Raw genomic sequence first — 17,688 nt, forward strand, 5'->3', positions numbered from 1 at the left:
AGGGAGGGTTTGGGGGTTTCCCGTCAGTCCCATCGGCATTCCGGGGCTGGTGTCCGCGTGGAGAGGAGAGGCGAGCCGCTACAGCGTCCCGGCGTCCGGCCAGTGGGACCAGTGGGTGTTCGGCGGGAGGGTCGGGCGGTAGCGGGTCGGGTCCCCTGAGTCCAGGACCTCGGCGAGCATCCGGAAGGTCTCGTGCTCACTCGGCTTGACGTCCCAGAAGTTTTCCGGCTGGTGCCATTCGTCGAGCCGAAGCAGCACGGGCAGGTCCCCGGGGATGCGGGCGCGCAGCTCTGTCTCGTCCGCGAGCAGGAGGTCCCGGTGTGCCGGGACGAGGCTGCGGAACACCTCCCGCAAGCGCGTTCCGGCGTCCGCGTCGACGGCCAGCGCGGCGCCGCGTACGACCACGGGGACGCCTCCCGTGAAGACCTCTTCGCCCTCGGGGTCGATCTCGTCCATGTTCTCGACGCGTTCCAGGAAGTCCTCGTCGCTCAGGCAGCCGGACGGCTCCCGCGTCAGACAGTTCCCCAGGCTGTGCACCACGTCGATGAGGTTGCCGCCGCGAGGCGTGTAGCCCAGGAGCTCGACGACCACGGCCCAGCGCGAGCGGTCCCCGAAGAGGTGCAGGCGTGCGTCCACCGGGTAGTAGTAGCCGTTGTTCAGGTCGGGGAAGTCCGCCCGCTCCGCACTGAGGTCGAAATGCCCGAGGATCGAAGAGGTCGTCATCATCGGGCGAGGAACGTTCCCAGCTGCGCACCGAGTTCCACGGGCGCGTCCATCGCGACGAGATGGGCGGCGGTGGGGAATTCGACCAGGGCCGCACCGGGGATCTCGGCGGCGTAGCGCCGGGCGATGTCCTGGAAGTCGGCGACGTCCAGCTTGCCGACCCCCACCAGCGTGGGAACGGAGATCGCGGCGAGATCGCCCTTCCCCGGCCCCTGCCCGTGCTCGTCGCGGGCGGCCATGTTCACCAGCGAGGTCCGCATCGGCTCACGCACCCGGTCGGCCAGACCGGCGGCCACGTCCGCCCACTCCCGCGCCGGCCCCCGCAGCCACATGTCGAGGTTGACCTGCGTGGCGGCGTCCACGTCCCCCGCGGCCATGGCGGCCGTCTCCGCGCCGTCGTACGCGTGCATCTCCGCGGACCAGTCGTAGCCGGGCCAGGGGGCGGCGAACAGCGCCAGCGAGTGCACCCGCTCCGGATGCGCGAGGGTGAAGTCCACGGCGACACGGCCGCCCCAGGAGGCGCCCACGAGCCGGACGCGGTCGTGACCGAGGTGGTCCAGGAGGCGCCGCAAGTCGTCGGCGTCGCTGTACGGGCCGGCCGGCGGGGCGGATTCGCCGAAGCCGCGCAGGTCGTGGCGGATGACGGTGTACCGCTCCGCGAGTGCGGGCACGACGTCGTCCCACATCCGGTGGTCGGCGACGCCGGCGTGCACGAGTACGACGGGCGGCCCGTCACCGGAAACGACGTACGCGAGATGGCCGAGATCATCGGCAAGTCTGATCATCCGCAGATGCTTGCACGACGCACCCAACCGGCGGAAGCGCGGGACGCCGAAACGATACAGCTGCGGGCATTGGAGTGAACGGCCGTTCCTGGCGGCGCCCGCGCACGGTTGGACCGGCCGACGCGCGGATCGACCGGCGCGTCCGACCATTGATCCTTAGGGGAGTCATGCGCATTCGTTCCGCTGTCACCGCGTCCGTCCTGGCTGCCGGCATCCTCCTGGGCGGGGCCGGTGCCGCCCTGGCCAACGACGGTGTCGAGATCGACTACTTCGACGCCGGCCACAAGGCCCACTCGTCGGACTGCTCGACGTTCGCCGCGGTCCCCCACAACCTCCCGTCCTTCGCCGGCCCGGTCTTCCACTCCTCCTGCCACAAGGACGGCGAGAAGAAGTGGGCGAACGGCTCCCACCTGGGCGCCTGACCCGGAACGACCCGCGGGGGCGGCCCGACGGCAACGTCGGTCCGCCCCCGCGGCGTTCTAGCGCAGCGTGAGCTGCCTCCCCCGCTCCCGGGGCGTCCAGCCGTGGCGCTCCAACGCCCGCCGGACGACGACCTCGACGAGCCCCGGCGCGATCACCGTCCCGTGCTCGACCCACGTCACCATCCGCTGCCCCTCGGCTTCCGCGTGCTCGACGACGATGCCGAGCCCGGGCTCGTCATCGGCCGCGACCACCCACCGGTACCTCTCGCCGTCCACGACGATCGTCCGCGTGCCCTTCTTCGCGATCCCCATGCGGCGCAGGCTCTCACAAGAGGACGAGTACCTGCGCGGACACGGCCTGACCATGATCAACCTCCGGTGCGGGTACCAGCCCCAGACGGCCGTCGGACGCCGAGACGTGAGGAGCGCGTAGCGATCTGCTGCGCTTGAGGGCGTCCCCGGGGCTCTGTTCGGCCTTTCGTGCGGGTAGCCGGGCCCCCGGCCCGGAGTCAGGACATCTGAGGGCCCGGATGCCCAGCGAGCCGGCCCCGACACCTCCTGGATCGCTGACGGAACCGCTTCTCGCTCCTCTCCCCCTGTGACCGTTCCTTTTGGGGGTTTCCCGGCAGTCTTTCGGCATTCCGGGGCGGGACGGCCTGTCAAGGGTCGCCGAAGGCCATCGCGAAGCGACGCGACGAAGGAGCGCCCTTGACAGGACGGCCCGAACCGGAAGGACGATGGGACTGACGGGAAACCCCCAAACCCTCCCCGATCCGGTCCAGGGGGATCCCGCTCCCCTACCCCCGCGCCGTCCCCGTCGAGCCTCGGACCACCAGCTCCGGCTGGAAGACGTACTCCGTGCGCTGGACCGGGGTGCCGGCCACCGCTTCCAGGAGGGCGCCGACCGCCGCCGTGGCCATGGCACGGACCGGCTGGCGGACCGTCGTCAGCGGGGGGTCCGTGAAGGCGATGAGCGGGGAGTCGTCGAAGCCGACCACCGAGACGTCCTCGGGGACGCGCAGGCCCCGTTCGCGGGCGGCGCGGATGACGCCGAGGGCCATCATGTCGCTGGCGCAGACCACGCCCGTGCAGCCCCGGTCCAGGAGGGCGCCGCCCGCCGCGTGGCCGCCCTCGACGGTGAACAGGGTGCGCTGGACCAGCCCTTCCTCCGCCGCCCCCGGCCGCGCGGCCAGGAACCCCTGCTCCTTGCGCGCCGAGGGGACGTAGCGCGTCGGCCCGATGGCGAGCCCGATGCGCCGGTGTCCGAGCTCCTCCAGGTGCCGTACGGCCATGTCGGCGGCCGCCCGGTCGTCCGGGGAGACGAAGGGGGCGCTGATGGCCTCGTTGAAGCCGTTGATCAGCACGAACGGCAGCCCGCGCGCCGAAAGCCGCTGGTAGCGCGCCGGGTCGGCCGACGAGTCCGCGTGCAGGCCGGAGAGGAAGACGATGCCGGTGACTCCGCGTTCCTCCAGCTGCTCGACCAGTTCGTCCTCGGTGGCGCCGCCCGGGGTCTGGGTGCACAGCACCGGCGTGTACCCCTGCCCGGCCAGGGCCTGCTCGATGACCTGCGCGAACGCCGGGAAGATCGGGTTGGTCAGTTCGGGGATCAGCAGCCCCACCAGCCCGTTGCTGCGCCGCTTCAGCCGCACCGGCCGTTCGTAGCCGAGCAGGTCCATGGCGGCCAGCACCCGGTGCCGGGTGCCGGCCGCGACGCCCGCCTTGCCGTTGAGGACGCGGCTGACCGTCGCCTCGCTGACCTGGGCCTGCGAGGCGATGTCCGTCAGCCGCAGCGGGGAACTCACCCCTGCCACCACACCGCCGTGTCACCGGGCAGGACGCCCGCCTCGGGCAGCTCGCCGCTCGCCAGCAGCACCTCGCCCGGCGAAGGTATCCGCACCGCGTCCCCCGTCGTGTTGGCCGCGCACACGAAGCCGCCCCGGCGGAACATCAGCACCCCTTCCGGGGCGTCCAGCCACTGCACGGCGTCCCCGGACCCCAGGTCGGCGTGCTCGCGCCGGATCCGCAGGGCGGTGCGGTACAGCTCCAGCGTGGACTGCGGGTCCCCGGTCTGCGCCTCGACGCTCAGTTCCGCCCACTGGGCGGGCTGCGGGAGCCAGCTGCCGCCGGTCCCGAAGCCGTACGGGGCCGTGTCGCCGGACCACGGGAGCGGGACGCGGCATCCGTCGCGCAGCCCGTCCTGCCCGTTCGCCTTGAAGAACGAGGGGTCCTGGCGCACCTCGTCCGGGAGGTCGGTGACCTCGGGCAGTCCAAGCTCCTCGCCCTGGTAGACGTACGCGGATCCGGGCAGGGCCAGCATCAGCAGTGCGGCGGCGCGCGCCCGCGCCAGGCTGCCGAAGCGGGTCCGGTGGCGGACCACGTCGTGGTTGGACAGCACCCAGGTCGTGGGGGCGCCCACGGGCCGCATGGCGTCGAGCGACGCGTCGATGGTGGCGCGCAGCGCGGCCGCGTCCCAGCCGGTGGTCAGGTAGTGGAAGTTGAACGCCTGGTGCAGCTCGTCGTGGCGTACGTAGAGGGCGGTGCGTTCGACGTTGGGGGCCCAGGCTTCGGCGACGCCGATGCGGTCGCCGGCGTACTCGTCGAGGACGGTGCGCCACTTGCGGTAGATCTCGTGGACGCCGTCCTGGTCGAAGAAGGGCAGGACCTGGTTGCCGAGCAGCTTGAGCTGTTCGTCGCGGCCCAGGTCGGGCAGCCCGGCGGCCTTGACCAGCCCGTGGGCGACGTCGATGCGGAAGCCGTCGACGCCCAGGTCGAGCCAGAACCTGAGGACGGAGCGGAACTCGTCCTGGACGGCCGGGTGTTCCCAGTTGAAGTCGGGCTGCTCCGGCGCGAACAGGTGGAGGTACCACTCCCCGTCCTCGGCCCGGGTCCAGGCGGGCCCGCCGAAGATGGACTCCCAGTCGTTGGGCGGCAGCTCGCCCGACTCCCCCTTCCCCGGCCGGAAGTGGAAGCGTTCGCGCAGCGGGGTCCCCGGGCCCTCCCGGAGCGCCTGCTTGAACCATTCGTGCTGGTCGGAGCAGTGGTTGGGGACGAGGTCGACGATGATCCGCATGCCCAGGGCGTGTGCTTCGCGGATCACGGCGTCGGCGTCGTGCAGGGTGCCGAACATGGGGTCGATGGCCCGGTAGTCGGCGACGTCGTAGCCGGCGTCGGCCTGCGGGGAGGCGTAGAAGGGGCTGAGCCACACGGCGTCGACACCCAGGTCGCGCAGGTAGGGCAGTCGGCTGCGGATGCCTTCGAGGTCCCCCATGCCGTCCCCGTTGGAGTCGGCGAAGCTGCGCGGATAGACCTGGTAGATCACCGCGTCTCTCCACCAGCCGGGCTGGGTCCCGGTCGGGGTGGGGAGTGCGTCGGCGAGGTGCTGGGTCATGGTGTCCTTGAGAGATCGGGCCGGTGGAGCAATGGAACGGACGCCGGGTGGTCAGCCCTTGGTGGCGCCCGCGGTCATACCGGCGACGAGGTGACGCTGGGCGAAGAGGAAGAAGACGGCCGCCGGGATCGCGATGAGGACGGATGCCGCGCTCATGGCGCCCCAGTTGGAGGTGTACTGCGTGACGAAGGTCTGCAGGCCGCCCGCGAGGGTGAGGTTCTCCTCGCCGACCATGAAGGCGGAGGCGTACGCGACCTCGCCCCAGGCGGTGATGAAGGCGTAGAAGCCGGTCACGGCGAGGCCGGGCTTGGCGAGCGGCAGGATCAGGCGCCAGAAGGTGCCGAAGGGGTTGAGCCCGTCGACGCGGCCGGATTCGTCGATCTCGACCGGGATGGTGTCGAAGAAGCCCTTCATCATCCAGGCGCAGAACGGCACGGCGATGGTGAGGTAGGTGATGATCAGGCCGAGGGGCTGGTTGAGCAGCCCGAGGTCTCCCATCAGGTTGTAGAGCGGGACGATGAGGATGGCCATCGGGAACATCTGCGTGATGAGCAGGGTCCACATCAGCGGCTTCATGCCCGGGAACTTGAAGCGACTGACCGCGTATCCGGTGGTGGCGGCGATGAACACGCCGAGCACGGTGGTGACGCCGGCGACGAGCACGGAGTTCCAGAACCAGCTGAGGAAGTGGCTGTCCTCCAGCAGGTAGGAGTAGTTCGAGAGGGTGGGTTCCTTCACGAAGTCCGTGGTGATGGCGTACTTGGCCGGCTTGAGCGAGGTCAGCAGGATCCACAGCACGGGGAAGACGGCGATGACGGACGCGACGGCGAGCGTGGCGTGCAGTCCGAAGGAGGCGAGCGGGGAGCGGCTGCCGCGCGGACGCTGCGCCTGCTTCGAGGCGGCCGACGCGGAAGCGGCCGACGCGGAAGCGGCCGACGCGGAAGCGGACCGCTTCGCGGCGGCCGGCGCGGAGGCGCCCGGCGTCGAGGCGTTCTCGTTGGTGGTCACGGTCACCACACCTCTCCCTGCTTGCGCAGCGAGCGCCGGTAGACCAGCGCGAAGATCATGAGCAGGCCGAGGATCAGCACGCCCCAGGTCGCGGAGCCGGCGAAGTCGCGCGGGCTGGCGATGAAGGCCTCGCGGAAGGCCTGGGTCACCAGGATCTCGGTGGAGTCGCCGGGGCCGCCCCGCGTCAGCAGGAAGATCACCGGGAACATGTTGAAGGTCCAGATGGTGGAGAGCAGGATCACGGTCATGCTCACGGCGCGCAGTCCGGGCAGGGTGATGTGCCGGAAGCGCTGCCAGGGGCCGGCGCCGTCCATCTCGGCGGCTTCGTAGAGCTCGCCGGGGATGGACTGGAGGCCGCCGAGGAGGGCGACCATCATGAAGGGGATGCCGAGCCAGACGTTGACGGCGATGACGGAGAGCTTGGCCCAGGTGGGGTCGTCGAGCCAAGGGATCGCGGCGATGCCGCCGCCGTCGAGGACCTTGTTGAGGATGCCGTTGTCGCGGTTGAAGAGGAACCGCCAGGCGAAGACGGAGACGAAGCCGGGCACGGCCCAGGGCAGGATGAGCGCCATGCGGTAGGCGGCGCGGCCCCGGAACTGCCGGTTGAGCATGGTGGCCAGGGTGAGGCCGAGGACGAAGGTGATGGAGACGCAGGCGACGGTCCACACCACCGTCCACACCAGCCGCTGCCAGAAGACGGGGTCGCCGAGGACCGTCGTGTAGTTGTCGAGCCCGACGAACTCGTACGTGGCGTCGATGTGGCGCACGCCGATGGTGCGGGCGACGTTGCGCTCGTTGGCGTTCGTCAGCGACAGGTAGACGCCGCGTACGAGCGGCCAGCCCACGATCACGCCGAGGACGAGCACGACCGGGGCGGTCATGGCCCAGGCGTACCAGTGCGTGGCGAGGGCGCGGCGGAGGCCGCCGCGCGGGCTTCCGGCGTTCTTGGCAGTCGTGCGGCTGGGGCCGCGGGCGGCGAGGGTCGTCTCGCCGTCCGCGGCCTTCGCCACCGACCGGCTGGTGTCAGCAGCCATCGTCCGTACTACTTCCAGCCCTTGAGGATCTTGCGGAACTCGGCACCGGCCGCCTTGGCCGCGTCCTCGGGGGACGAGGCGCCGGTGACGGCCTTGGTGTACTCGACCTTCAGCGGCTCGAAGAGGGAGCCGTTCTCCGGGATCCAGGCGCGCTCGACGGCCTTGTCGACGGCCGGCTTGAAGAACTGGACCATCTCGCTGGCCTTGACGTCCGGCTGCTCGTACGCGGCGGTGCGCGTGGGCAGCAGGCTCAGGTCCTTGGCGGACTGGACCTGGACCTCCTGGGAGGTCATGTACTCGACGAAGGCGTGCGCGGCGGCGGTGTTCTTGGAGCCGGCGTAGACGGCGAGGTCGTGGCCGCCCTGCGGGGCGCCGGCCTTGGCGGAGCCGGCCGGGACGGGGGCGACGCCGAGGTTGGACTTGTCCTTGAACTGGTCGCCCGCGTAGCTGTCGGCCACGGCCCAGGGGCCGTTGATCATCATCGCGACCTCCCCGGACTTGAAGGCGGTCTGCATGTTGGTCCAGCCGTCGGTGGCGTTGGTGACCGCCGCGCCGGAGGTGACCAGGTCGCGGGCGGCCTTGAAGCCCTTGACGCCGGCCGCGTTGTCGACGGTGACCGTCTTGGTCTTGGCGTCGACGAGGTCGCCGCCCTCGCCGTAGATGAAGGGCAGGAACCAGTAGGAGTCGTCGCCGCGCAGGTAGAGGCCGGTCTTGCCGGTCTTGGCCTTGATGGCGGTGGCGGCGGCCTTCAGCTCCTCAAGGGTCTTGGGGGGCTGGACGCCGGCGTCGGCGAGCATCTTCTTGTTGTAGAAGAGGCCGAGGGTGTCGATGACCTGCGGGACCGCGTAGGTCTTGCCCTCGAACTTGCCGCTGGCCGCGGCCTGCGGCAGGAACTCGGCGTCGATCTTCTTCGCGGTGTCGGCGGGGACCTCGTCGAGGTAGCCGAGCGAGGCGAAGTCGGCGACCCAGCCGACGTCGGCGCGGATCACGTCGGGGGCGTCGGCGCCGCTGCTGAAGGCGTTCTTGACCTTGTTCTGGGCGTCGCCGTAGGGCACGTTGACGTACTTGACGGTCACCTTCGGGTGCTTCGCGGTGAACGCCGCGGCGATCTTCTGGAAGCTCGCCTTCTCGGCGTCGTTCGAGGTGTCCCACCAGGTGACGGTGCCGGACAGCTCGCCGCCGGCCTTCTGCCCACCGTCGTCCTTGGTGTCACCGCCGCAAGCCGTCGCCGCGAGCGCCAGGGTCGCGACCAGCGCGGTGGCCGCTATGCCACGCCGCATATGAACTCCTTCGATGATCCCGGCCGCGCCCTCGCGGTCCCGAGTTGCCAGGAACGTAACAAGCCTGAAAGCCGACGGAAAGACCTTGCGGCAATTTTCTGCAAGCGGAGGCGATCGTTACATCCGTGTGTCCCTACGGTTGCCGCAGCTTGCTGTTAGTTCGAGTCCCCTTCGATTGCGCAGGCCCGCAACCACGGGGCGTGTACGCGCGTTGACTGCGGTATGAACCACGAGTTGACGGCCCTCCCGCTTGCAAGAGCTTCCAGCAACGCTTTCAGCGAGGCTTCCGGCGGTGCTCCCGGCGAGCCGGCCGTGAGCGGCGGCTGGTGGCGCGATGCCGTCATCTACCAGGTCTACGTCCGCTCCTTCGCGGACAGCGACGGCGACGGCGTCGGTGACCTGCGCGGGGTGCGCGAGCGGCTGCCGCACCTGGCCCGGCTCGGGGTGGACGCCGTGTGGCTCACCCCCTTCTACGTGTCCCCGCAGGCGGACGGCGGCTACGACGTCGCCGACTACCGGGCCGTCGACCCCCTCTTCGGGGACCTCGCCGACGCCGACGACCTGGTCCGGGCCGCGCACGCGCTCGGCCTGCGGGTGATCGTCGACGTGGTGCCGAACCACACCTCCGAGGCCCACCCCTGGTTCCGGCAGGCCCTCGCCGGCGTGCCCGGCGCCCGCGAGCGGTACCTGTTCCGCCCGGGGCGGGGCGCGGCCGGGGAGCTGCCGCCCAACGACTGGGAGTCCGTCTTCGGCGGCCCGGCCTGGACCCGGGTGCCGGACGGCGACTGGTACCTGCACCTCTTCGCCCCCGAGCAGCCCGACCTGGACTGGGAGCACCCGGAGGTCGCGGCGGAGTTCGAGTCGGTGCTGCGCTTCTGGCTCGACCTGGGCGTCGACGGCTTCCGCATCGACGTCGCCCACGGCATGGTCAAGGCCCCGGGGCTGCCCGACATCGGCCGGGGCGCGCAGGCCACCCTCATCGGCACCGAGCCGCTCCCCTTCTTCGACCAGGACGGGGTGCACGCCATCCACCGCTCCTGGCGCCGGCTGCTCGACTCGTACGGGGACGGGCGGATCGGGGTCGCGGAGGCGTGGGCGCCGACCTCGGAGCGGCTGGCCCTGTACGTGCGGCCCGACGAGCTGCACCAGGCCTTCAACTTCCGGTTCCTGAACTGCCCCTGGGACCCGGCGGCGATGCGGACCGTGATCGACGAGTCCCTGGCCGCGACCGCCTCGGTGGGCGCCCCGACGACCTGGGTGCTGTCCAACCACGACGTCGTGCGGCACGTCACCCGGTACGGGGGCGGGGCGCGGGGCCTGGCCCGGGCGCGGGCGGCGGCGCTGCTGATGCTGGCGCTGCCCGGGTCGGCGTACGTCTACCAGGGCGAGGAGCTCGGCCTGCCGGAGGTCACCGACCTCCCGGACGGGGCCCGCCAGGACCCGGCGTTCCGACGGGGCCCTGCGGGGGGCCGCGGGGGGACCGGCGGGGCGGGGACTCCGGAGGCCGGGCCGGCCGGGGCCGGGGCCGGGGCCGCGGAGGCCGGGGCGCGGGCCGGGGCCGCCGAGGCCGGGGCCACCGGGGCCGAGGGGCAGGACGGGCTGCGCGACGGGTGCCGGGTACCGCTCCCCTGGTCCGGCGAGGAGGCCCCGTACGGCTTCGGCCCCGGCGGCAGCTGGCTGCCGCAGCCCGCCGGCTGGGCGGGGCTGAGCGTCGCCGCGCAGACCGGCGACCCGCACTCGACGCTGGAGCTGTACCGCGCGGCCCTGGAGCTGCGCCGGGCCATGCCGGGGCTGGGCGCGCCGGAGTCGGGGCAGGGCGGGTGCCGCGAGGAGTGGCCCGGGACGGGGGCGGGACCTGCGGTGTTCGCGCGCGGGATGCGCTGGCGGCCCGCGCCCGACGGGGTCCTCCTCTTCACCCGCCCCGGCTTCGCCTGCACCCTCAACACCAGGTCCGCCGCCGTGGAGCTCCCCTCTCCGGGCCGGCCGGTGCTCTCCAGCGCCCCGGTGGAGACCGACGGCCGAACGGTCCGTCTTCCCCCCGATTCCTGCACGTGGTGGGCGATGTGAGCCGGCTACCGGTACAGTCCAGTGCCGTGACCGCACGGCTAGCCGACATCGCAGCCCAGGCGGGGGTCAGCGAAGCCACAGTCAGCCGCGTGCTCAACGGCAAGCCCGGTGTGGCCGCCGGCACCCGTGAGTCCGTGCTGGCCGCGCTCGACGTGCTCGGCTACGAGCGGCCCGTGCGGCTGCGCCAGCGCAGCGCCGGGCTCGTCGGGCTGATAACCCCCGAGCTGGACAACCCCATCTTCCCCGCACTCGCGCAGGTCATCGGGCAGGCGCTGACCCGGCAGGGGTACACGCCGGTCCTGGCGACGCAGACGCCCGGCGGGTCCACCGAGGACGAGCTGACCGAGATGCTGGTGGACCGGGGGGTCTCCGGGATCATCTTCGTCTCGGGGCTGCACGCCGACACCACCGCCGACATGGGCCGCTACGACCAACTCCGGGCGCAGGGCGTCCCGTACGTCCTCATCAACGGTTTCTCCGACAAGGTGCGGGCCCCCTTCGTCTCCCCCGACGACCGGGCCGCGATGCAGCTGGCCGTGACGCACCTGACGGCGCTGGGGCACACCCGGATCGGCCTCGCGGTCGGCCCGAAGCGGTTCGTGCCGGTGCTCCGCAAGATCGAGGGCTTCCGGGCCGCGATGCGGGACCGGCTCGGGCTCGGCGAGGCCGAGGTGGAGGAGCTGATCCAGCATTCCCTGTACACGCTGGAGGGCGGCCAGGCCGCGGCGGCCGCGCTCGTGGGGCGGGGCTGCACGGCGGTGGTGTGCGCGAGCGACATGATGGCGCTCGGTGCGATCCGGGCCGCCCGGCAGCAGGGGCTGCGGGTGCCGCAGGACGTGTCGGTGGTCGGCTTCGACGACTCCCCGCTCATAGCGTTCACCGATCCGCCGCTGACCACCATCCGGCAGCCGGTGCAGGCGATGGGGCAGGCCGCGGTGCGGACCCTGCTGGAGGAGATCGGCGGTACGCCGGCCCCGCACAGCGAGTTCGTGTTCCTGCCCGAGCTGGTGGTCCGGGGCTCGACGGCGTCGGGTCCGGCGCAGCGGCGCACCCCTTAGTACTGCCCGGTACCCCCTAGGGGTTACCGGGTAGTCCCCCGGGTTGAGAAGGGGCACGGAAGACCGTCCCGAGGGATGATCGGACGCGGTAACGCATCTGGCAGACTCTCTGCCCATGGGTGAAGCGAGCGTGAAGACACTGGAAACTCCCCCAGCTACCGCCGGGGGCGCCACCAGGACGGACGTCTCCTCATCCACCGTGCCTTCGGACGGCGCGCTCCTGACCCGGCTGCGGGCCCCGCGGCGGCCGCGGATCTGGTTCGAGGTCCTGCTGATCGCCGTCAGCTACTGGACGTACTCGCTGGTCCGCAACGCCGTGCCCGAGCAGAAGGCGGCCGCGCTCGCGAACGCCGACTGGATCTGGTCCGTGGAGCGCGGGCTCGGCATCGCGGTGGAGCAGTCCGTCAACCACGCCGTGAACTCGGTGACGTGGCTGATCGTCGGCATGAACTACTACTACGCGACGCTGCACTTCATCGTGACGATCGGCGTGCTGGTGTGGATCTACCGCTTCCATCCCGGGCGCTACGCCGCCACCCGCCTCGTCCTCTTCGCCACCACGGGCGTCGCCCTGGTCGGCTACTACCTCTACCCGCTCGCGCCGCCCCGGCTGATGAACGGGGGGCACTTCATCGACACCGTGCTGGTGCACCACACCTGGGGTTCCATGGCCTCGGGGAACCTCAAGCACATGTCGAACCAGTACGCGGCGATGCCGTCCATGCACATAGGGTGGTCGCTCTGGTGCGGGCTGACGATCTTCGCGGTGGCCTCGGCGCCGTGGGCACGGATCCTGGGGCTGCTGTACCCGGCGGCGACCCTGGTCGTGATCGTGGCCACCGCCAACCACTTCTGGCTCGACGCCGTCGGCGGCGTGCTCTGCCTGGCCTTCGGCTACACCGTGTCCCGCGCCTGGTACGGATCGCTGCCGCACCGGCTGCCGCGCCGGCCGGTGCACACCGGTCCGCACCCGGCGTCGGAACTGCTGAACCGGTTCCGCCGGGCTTAGGCCGTCTGGACGCCGTCGCGGTGGGTGATGCGGCCGCCTGAGACGGTCAGGCGTACGGGGGCCTCCGCGAGTTCGTCGGGGGCCGCGGTGACCGGGTCGAGGGCGAGGGCCGTCAGGTCCGCGCGGTAGCCCGGGGCGATGCGGCCCGCGACGGCCTGCTCGCCGGCCGCGAGCGCCGCGTGGGAGGTCATGCCCTCCAGTGCCATCAGCCCGGTCAGGGCCCGGCCGCCGGATGCGGCGCCGAGGGGGCGCAGGGCGGTGGCGAGGACCCGGCGGGCGTCGTGGTGGGCGATGGGCCAGTCGGAGCCGAGGGCCAGGACCGCGCCGGCGTCGCGCAGGTCCCGGCAGCGCCAGGCGCGGGCGGCGCGTTCGGCGCCGAGCCGCCGGGACCACTCGTCGGTGTGGTCGGCGCGGGTGTACGCGGTGTGCGGCGGCTGCATGGAGGCGATCACCCCGAGCTCGGCGAACCGCTTCAGCTGGTCGTCGGGGACGGTCTCGATGTGCTCGATCCGGTGCCGCCCGCGTGCGCCCTCACCGAGGGACGCGACCGTGTCCAGGACGTGCCGGACGGCCGCGTCGCCGATGGCGTGGGTGGCGGTGCGCACCCCGGCCGCGTGGAGGAAGCGCACGGCCCGCGCGTAGGCGTGCGGGTCGGGCCAGAAGGCCTCGGTGCCCTGGCCGTGGCAGTCGGCGTGGTCCAGCCAGGCGGTGCCTCCTTCGACGGTGCCGTCCATGAAGAACTTGACGCCGCCGACCTGCCAGTGGCGTCCGTGCACGCCCTGGAGCCCGACCAGTGCCGCCAGGGCCTCCTCGTCGGCGCCGGGCATGCACCAGGGGGCGAGGCGCAGCCGCAGCGGCAGGTCGGTCTCGTACTCGACGGTGGCGAGGAGGGCGGGTACGTCCCCGTCGCCGAGGTCCATGACGTGGGCTCCGGTGAGGCCGGTGGCGGCCATGGCGCCGAGGAGGGCGAGGAGGCGGGCGCGGCGTTCGGCGGGGGCGGGCTTGGGGGCGAGGGCGCCGACCAGGGACATGGCGGCGTGCTCGACGAGGTGCCCGGTGGGGCGGCCGTCGCCGTCGCAGACGATCTCGGAGCGCTGGTCGAAGGCGCGGGGGCCGGTGACGCCGGCGGCGGCCAGGGCCGGGCCGGTGGCGAGTGCGGAGTGGCCGTCGTAGAGGCGCAGGAAGGCGGGGGTGCCGCCGAGGACGTCCTCGACGAGGTGCCGGTCGACGGGGCGGCCGCCGAAGGCGTTGTGGTCGAGGCCGAAGCCGAGGACCCAGCCGCCGGTGCGGTCGGCGGTGCGGAGGGCGGCGCGCAGCTGGTCGAGGTCCCGGACGTGCGAGAGGTCGGTTCCGGTGGCCATCTCGACGCCCCAGACGGGGTGGCTGTGGGCGTCGGTGAGGCCGGGGGTGAGGGTGGCCCCGCCGAGGTCGATGACCTCGGTGCCGGGGCCGAGCCAGTCGCGCACGTCGGCCGCGTCGCCGACGGCCGCGATCTCGCCGCCGCGCAGGGCGACCGCACCGGCTTCGGGGCGGTCGGGGTCGAGGGTGCGGACGCGGGCTCCGGTGAGGACGGTGTCGGCAGCGGGCACGGCGGCGGTTCTCCTTCTGGTTCCGGGCGGGCGGGCTGGGCTCGGGGTCATCATGTCGCGGCGGGGGCGGGGCGGGGGTGGCGGCGGGCATGCGTTCACCTCCATTCATTGCAATGACCCACGACCAAACCTTGCGTTCAATTCAGATCAACTGCAACGATTTACCTCACTTGACCAGCACATACAGCAGCTCCCATCAAGACTTGATTGCCGGATTACTAAACGCTGCATAGCTTTTCCCTGTCGCGGACGAACCCGACCCGAAGGATCAGGAAGCGAGGCACTCCCATGCGCATCGTGCTGGGTGAATTCATCAGCCTGGACGGCGTCGTCCAGGCGCCGGGCGGCCCGGAGGAGGACACCGACGGGGGCTTCGCCCACGGCGGTTGGACGCACCCGTTCTTCGACCCGGAGGTGATGGGCGGCGCGCTGGCCGAGTGGGCCGCCGCCACCGACGCCCTGCTGTTCGGGCGCCGCACCTGGCAGGGCATGGCCGCGGCGTGGCCGGAGCGGGCGGGCGACCCCTTCGCCGACCACATGAACGGCGTCACGAAGTACGTGGTCTCGAACACGCTCGGCGAGGCCGACCTGACGTGGAACAACACCACGCTCATCCCGGCCGGCGAGGCCCTCGCGCAGATCCGCAAGCTCCGCGAGGCCGAGGGCCGCGACCTGGTGGTGATGGGCAGCGCCTCGCTCGCCCGGACCCTGCTGGCCGAGGACCTGGTCGACGAGATCCGGCTGATGATCATGCCGGTGCTCCTCGGCGGCGGCAAGCGGCTCTTCCCGGAGGACGGCGTGCTCCGCACGTTCGACCTGGCCTCCACGACCGTCAGCGGCACGGGCGTCCAGGTCTGCGTCTACCGCCGGCCGGCGACCGCGTAATCCGCCGCGGGGGCCGGCCGGCCCGAGGGGTGGCCGGCCCCCGCGCTCTCAGTCGACGGCCCTGAAGTACAGCCGACTGCTCCTCTCGTCGACCCGGGTCACCGCGAGCTGGAGGAAACCAAGGTCCCGCTCCAGGCAGGGAGCACACACCTGCGCCTCCCGGACACCGGGCACGGATGCCGGCTCGGGCAGTCCGAGACGGTCGAACAGCCCCCTCTCGCCGGCGAAGGGGATTCCCGGTCGGAGCGGATGCTCCGCTCTCAGCCCTTCGAGGAAGCCGTCCACCTCCCCGGTGGGCAGGACGAAGGACAGGAGGAGCATGTCGTCGTGCCCCCGCTGGTGGGCGGCCCCGGCCCCCGTCGCCGTCGCCGGGAGCTCCACCTTCACGTGCCGTGCCACCGATTCGACGGTGACCCCGTCCATCCAGTAGGGCACCCGCGGCTCGGCCGGAGCGCCGGTACACGCCCCGAGGAGCAAGACGGAGGCCACGAGAACCCCGCACACCCCGCCAAGCCGGGTCCGCCGGCCCTTCACCGCGCGTCTCCGTTCCGCCCGAGGTCCGTGCGGGTACCGTCCCGGCCCGGGTCCGCGGGGGCCGGCCCGGGGCCGCCCGAGTCCAGGTCGTACTGCTGGACCGAGCTGCTTCCCCTCATGTCGAATTCCCTTGCCAGGCCGACGGTGTGGAATCGGGCCATGTCGTCGTCAGTGACTGACGTCGGGCCGATCGGCGTGAACTTCCCGGCGTCCCAGTTGTAGCGGTCCCAGACGTTGACCTGGTAGTCGATCGCCACCTGGGGCTTACCGTCCGGGCCCGGCACAGCGGTCACCACCCCGGTCGTGTTCGTCATGGCCCTGCCGACCGCCAGGTACCAGTTCTGATCGGCGCCCTCAGAGTGCTTGTACCCCACACCCAGGGTCTCCACGGGTAGGGCGACGGGCTTGCCGCCTGACGCCTCAAAGGCGTCCAACGCCTGACGGCGCCATTGGTCCCGCTCGTTGGCGCGTGCGGCCGCGGCGGCTGCCCTCAGGTTCGCGTCATCGGTCAGCATCCGGTCGACGTCGAGGTCGAGCGGGGTCCCGGTGCCGCGCAGATAGTGATCCATGTGGCGAGCGGCGTCAGGCATCCCCAGGAAGTCACCCGCGTTCGACATCCCCCTGGCCTGGAGGAGTTTCCAGTAGTCGGACGCCCCCGGCGACTCGGTTCCGAACCGGCCCGCGCCCTTGTCCGCCGCCACCCGCTTGACCTGGGGGGTCAGGAGGCCGGCGGCGAGCAGGTCGTCCTTGTGGTCCGTCCACAGCCGGCTCCTGGACTCGGGGCCCAGGGACTGCCACAGCCTCCGCAGTTCCTTCTGCTGCTGTTCGTCGGCGCCCCCGCCCAACGCCGCCAGTTTCAGGGCCCTCGGCAGCATGTCCTGGTCGAGCGAGGTGTACACGCCGTGTCCCGCGTTGTTCGGGTCACCGCCGTGGGCGCCCCGCAGGGACCTCACAGCGGCTGCGTCGATCTCGTTCGCGTGCACCACGACGCCGGTGAGCGTGTCGGCGAACCACCGCATGAGGTCGGCCACCCGCCGGCTGCGCTCCACCGAACAGACCCGCTCGGCGATCACCACGCCGCCGTCCTTCCCGGACGAGACGGTGAAGCCGTTCGCCTGGGCGTCCTCCGTCAGGCTCTTCGCCTGCTGCTGCAGGCCCTTGAGCTCCGCGCAGGCGTCGTCGAGAACGCCGGACACGCTCTGCGCCTCGGTGTGGAGGTCGCCGAACTCCTTCACCGTCTTGTCGACGAAGCCCCGCGTGACGCCCGCGTTGACGCCCTCCCACCGGGCCCCGTCGGCCTTCGCCTTCAGGCCGCCGCGGGCCTCACCCCCCAGACGTTCCACGTCGCCCGCCACGCGCTTCCAGTCGGTGACCGCCGCTTCCAGCTTGGCGAGGTCGACCTGCATCAACTGGTCGTAGTTCACGCCGTCCCCCTACTTGAAGTACTCGCTGAGCCGCGAGACCGCCACGGCCGAGCCGTCCCGGTTGCGCAGGGACGCCGCGATGGCCTCGTCGTCCGCGGCATGTGCCTTCTGCGAGTAGTCCAAGTGGTTCGAGATGTGCGCGCACGCCTGGAGGACCGCCTTGACCTGCGAGGTCCACACGGAGACCGCCGTCTCCAGCTCGCCGCCCAGGGCGAAGCCGCTCGCCTTCAGCGTTGCCGCGGCCTGCATCGTGGAGCCGGAGCCCTCCTGGTCGATGCCCGCCCCCGCGATGTCGGCCTGCTTCTGGAGCCGGCCGTGCAGCCCGAACGCCTCGTGCCCCACCGCGCCGAGGTCGTCCTGATGCACCACGAGGTCGGCATCGGCCGAGCCTCCCGGTACCTGGTTGAGCCTCATCGACGTCTGCCGGGCGGCCACGTCCGCTTTGGCCCTGTCCCACTCGTCCCATGCCATCGGGCCATTGC

17 protein-coding genes are annotated in these 17,688 nt (G+C 71.9%); 5 read left to right on the forward strand and 12 right to left on the reverse strand.

From position 1 onward, the window contains the following. Positions 1-78 precede the first annotated feature (78 nt). Together ACQKM2_RS14215 and ACQKM2_RS14220 are read right to left on the reverse strand one after the other, a co-directional pair. Complete coding sequence (locus ACQKM2_RS14215) at positions 79-726, reverse strand: DUF7003 family protein (RefSeq protein ID WP_427709501.1); 648 nt, start codon at positions 724-726, stop codon at positions 79-81. After that, positions 723-1,508 (reverse strand): alpha/beta fold hydrolase, encoded by a 786-nt coding sequence (locus ACQKM2_RS14220; RefSeq protein WP_427709503.1) that lies wholly within the window; start codon positions 1,506-1,508, stop codon positions 723-725. Before ACQKM2_RS14220 ends, ACQKM2_RS14215 begins: the two co-directional genes overlap by 4 nt. A 167-nt stretch (positions 1,509-1,675) precedes the next feature. Between ACQKM2_RS14220 and ACQKM2_RS14225 the strand changes: the two genes are divergently transcribed. After that, positions 1,676-1,930: a hypothetical protein gene (locus tag ACQKM2_RS14225; protein ID WP_427709505.1), complete on the forward strand. Its 255-nt coding sequence runs from the start codon at positions 1,676-1,678 to the stop codon at positions 1,928-1,930. Between the two features lie 57 nt (positions 1,931-1,987). Here ACQKM2_RS14225 and ACQKM2_RS14230 read toward each other — a convergent pair whose 3' ends face one another. The 6 genes from ACQKM2_RS14230 to ACQKM2_RS14255 form a co-directional block, all read right to left on the reverse strand. Next, the gene (locus ACQKM2_RS14230; RefSeq protein ID WP_427709507.1) at positions 1,988-2,242 is read right to left on the reverse strand and encodes a hypothetical protein; all 255 of its coding nucleotides are present in this window, start codon (positions 2,240-2,242) and stop codon (positions 1,988-1,990) included. A 485-nt stretch (positions 2,243-2,727) separates the two neighbouring features. Then, entirely contained in the window at positions 2,728-3,741 is a 1,014-nt protein-coding gene (locus tag ACQKM2_RS14235; protein WP_427709508.1) for a LacI family DNA-binding transcriptional regulator, read from the reverse strand. Continuing rightward, positions 3,729-5,318 (reverse strand): glycoside hydrolase family 13 protein, encoded by a 1,590-nt coding sequence (locus tag ACQKM2_RS14240; RefSeq protein ID WP_427709510.1) that lies wholly within the window; start codon positions 5,316-5,318, stop codon positions 3,729-3,731. Before ACQKM2_RS14240 ends, ACQKM2_RS14235 begins: the two co-directional genes overlap by 13 nt. 51 nt (positions 5,319-5,369) lie before the next feature. Further along, positions 5,370-6,161, reverse strand: coding sequence for a sugar ABC transporter permease (locus ACQKM2_RS14245; RefSeq protein WP_427709662.1), 792 nt, complete (start codon positions 6,159-6,161; stop codon positions 5,370-5,372). Positions 6,162-6,328: 167 nt separating this feature from the next. Then, a complete protein-coding gene (locus ACQKM2_RS14250) occupies positions 6,329-7,360 on the reverse strand; it encodes a carbohydrate ABC transporter permease (protein WP_427709512.1) in 1,032 nt (343 codons plus the stop codon). Positions 7,361-7,368: 8 nt separating this feature from the next. Beyond that, on the reverse strand, positions 7,369-8,640 hold the full coding sequence (locus ACQKM2_RS14255; protein WP_427709514.1) for an extracellular solute-binding protein: 1,272 nt from the start codon (positions 8,638-8,640) through the stop codon (positions 7,369-7,371). 222 nt (positions 8,641-8,862) lie between these two features. Between ACQKM2_RS14255 and ACQKM2_RS14260 the strand changes: the two genes are divergently transcribed. From ACQKM2_RS14260 to ACQKM2_RS14270, 3 genes are all read left to right on the forward strand, one after another. Next, positions 8,863-10,707 carry a glycoside hydrolase family 13 protein gene (locus ACQKM2_RS14260; RefSeq protein WP_427709516.1) on the forward strand — a complete coding sequence of 615 codons (1,845 nt, stop codon included), beginning with the start codon at positions 8,863-8,865 and terminating at the stop codon, positions 10,705-10,707. A gap of 26 nt (positions 10,708-10,733) precedes the next feature. Then, a complete protein-coding gene (locus ACQKM2_RS14265; protein ID WP_042800839.1) occupies positions 10,734-11,765 on the forward strand; it encodes a LacI family DNA-binding transcriptional regulator in 1,032 nt (343 codons plus the stop codon). A gap of 115 nt (positions 11,766-11,880) precedes the next feature. Continuing rightward, complete coding sequence (locus ACQKM2_RS14270; RefSeq protein WP_427709518.1) at positions 11,881-12,774, forward strand: phosphatase PAP2 family protein; 894 nt, start codon at positions 11,881-11,883, stop codon at positions 12,772-12,774. Here ACQKM2_RS14270 and ACQKM2_RS14275 read toward each other — a convergent pair. Beyond that, positions 12,771-14,363: an amidohydrolase gene (locus ACQKM2_RS14275; RefSeq protein WP_427709520.1), complete on the reverse strand. Its 1,593-nt coding sequence runs from the start codon at positions 14,361-14,363 to the stop codon at positions 12,771-12,773. The two genes, ACQKM2_RS14270 and ACQKM2_RS14275, sit on opposite strands and share 4 nt — an antisense overlap. A gap of 288 nt (positions 14,364-14,651) precedes the next feature. Here ACQKM2_RS14275 and ACQKM2_RS14280 point away from each other — a divergent pair, with 288 nt between their 5' ends. After that, a complete protein-coding gene (locus ACQKM2_RS14280) occupies positions 14,652-15,248 on the forward strand; it encodes a dihydrofolate reductase family protein (RefSeq protein ID WP_427709522.1) in 597 nt (198 codons plus the stop codon). Positions 15,249-15,296: 48 nt separating this feature from the next. On the opposite strand, the gene ACQKM2_RS14285 is transcribed toward ACQKM2_RS14280, so the two are convergent. From ACQKM2_RS14285 to ACQKM2_RS14295, 3 genes are read right to left on the reverse strand one after another with little or no spacing between them, the layout of a single operon-like run. Next, positions 15,297-15,737 carry a hypothetical protein gene (locus ACQKM2_RS14285; protein WP_427709524.1) on the reverse strand — a complete coding sequence of 147 codons (441 nt, stop codon included), beginning with the start codon at positions 15,735-15,737 and terminating at the stop codon, positions 15,297-15,299. Positions 15,738-15,778: 41 nt separating this feature from the next. After that, positions 15,779-17,206 (reverse strand): hypothetical protein, encoded by a 1,428-nt coding sequence (locus ACQKM2_RS14290; protein WP_427709526.1) that lies wholly within the window; start codon positions 17,204-17,206, stop codon positions 15,779-15,781. 9 nt (positions 17,207-17,215) lie between these two features. Beyond that, positions 17,216-17,677 carry a hypothetical protein gene (locus tag ACQKM2_RS14295; protein WP_427709528.1) on the reverse strand — a complete coding sequence of 154 codons (462 nt, stop codon included), beginning with the start codon at positions 17,675-17,677 and terminating at the stop codon, positions 17,216-17,218. Between the last annotated feature and the right edge of the window lie 11 nt (positions 17,678-17,688).

The sequence above is a fragment of the Streptomyces sp. NPDC004126 genome, from assembly GCF_050275515.1.
Taxonomy (GTDB): Bacteria; Actinomycetota; Actinomycetes; order Streptomycetales; family Streptomycetaceae; genus Streptomyces.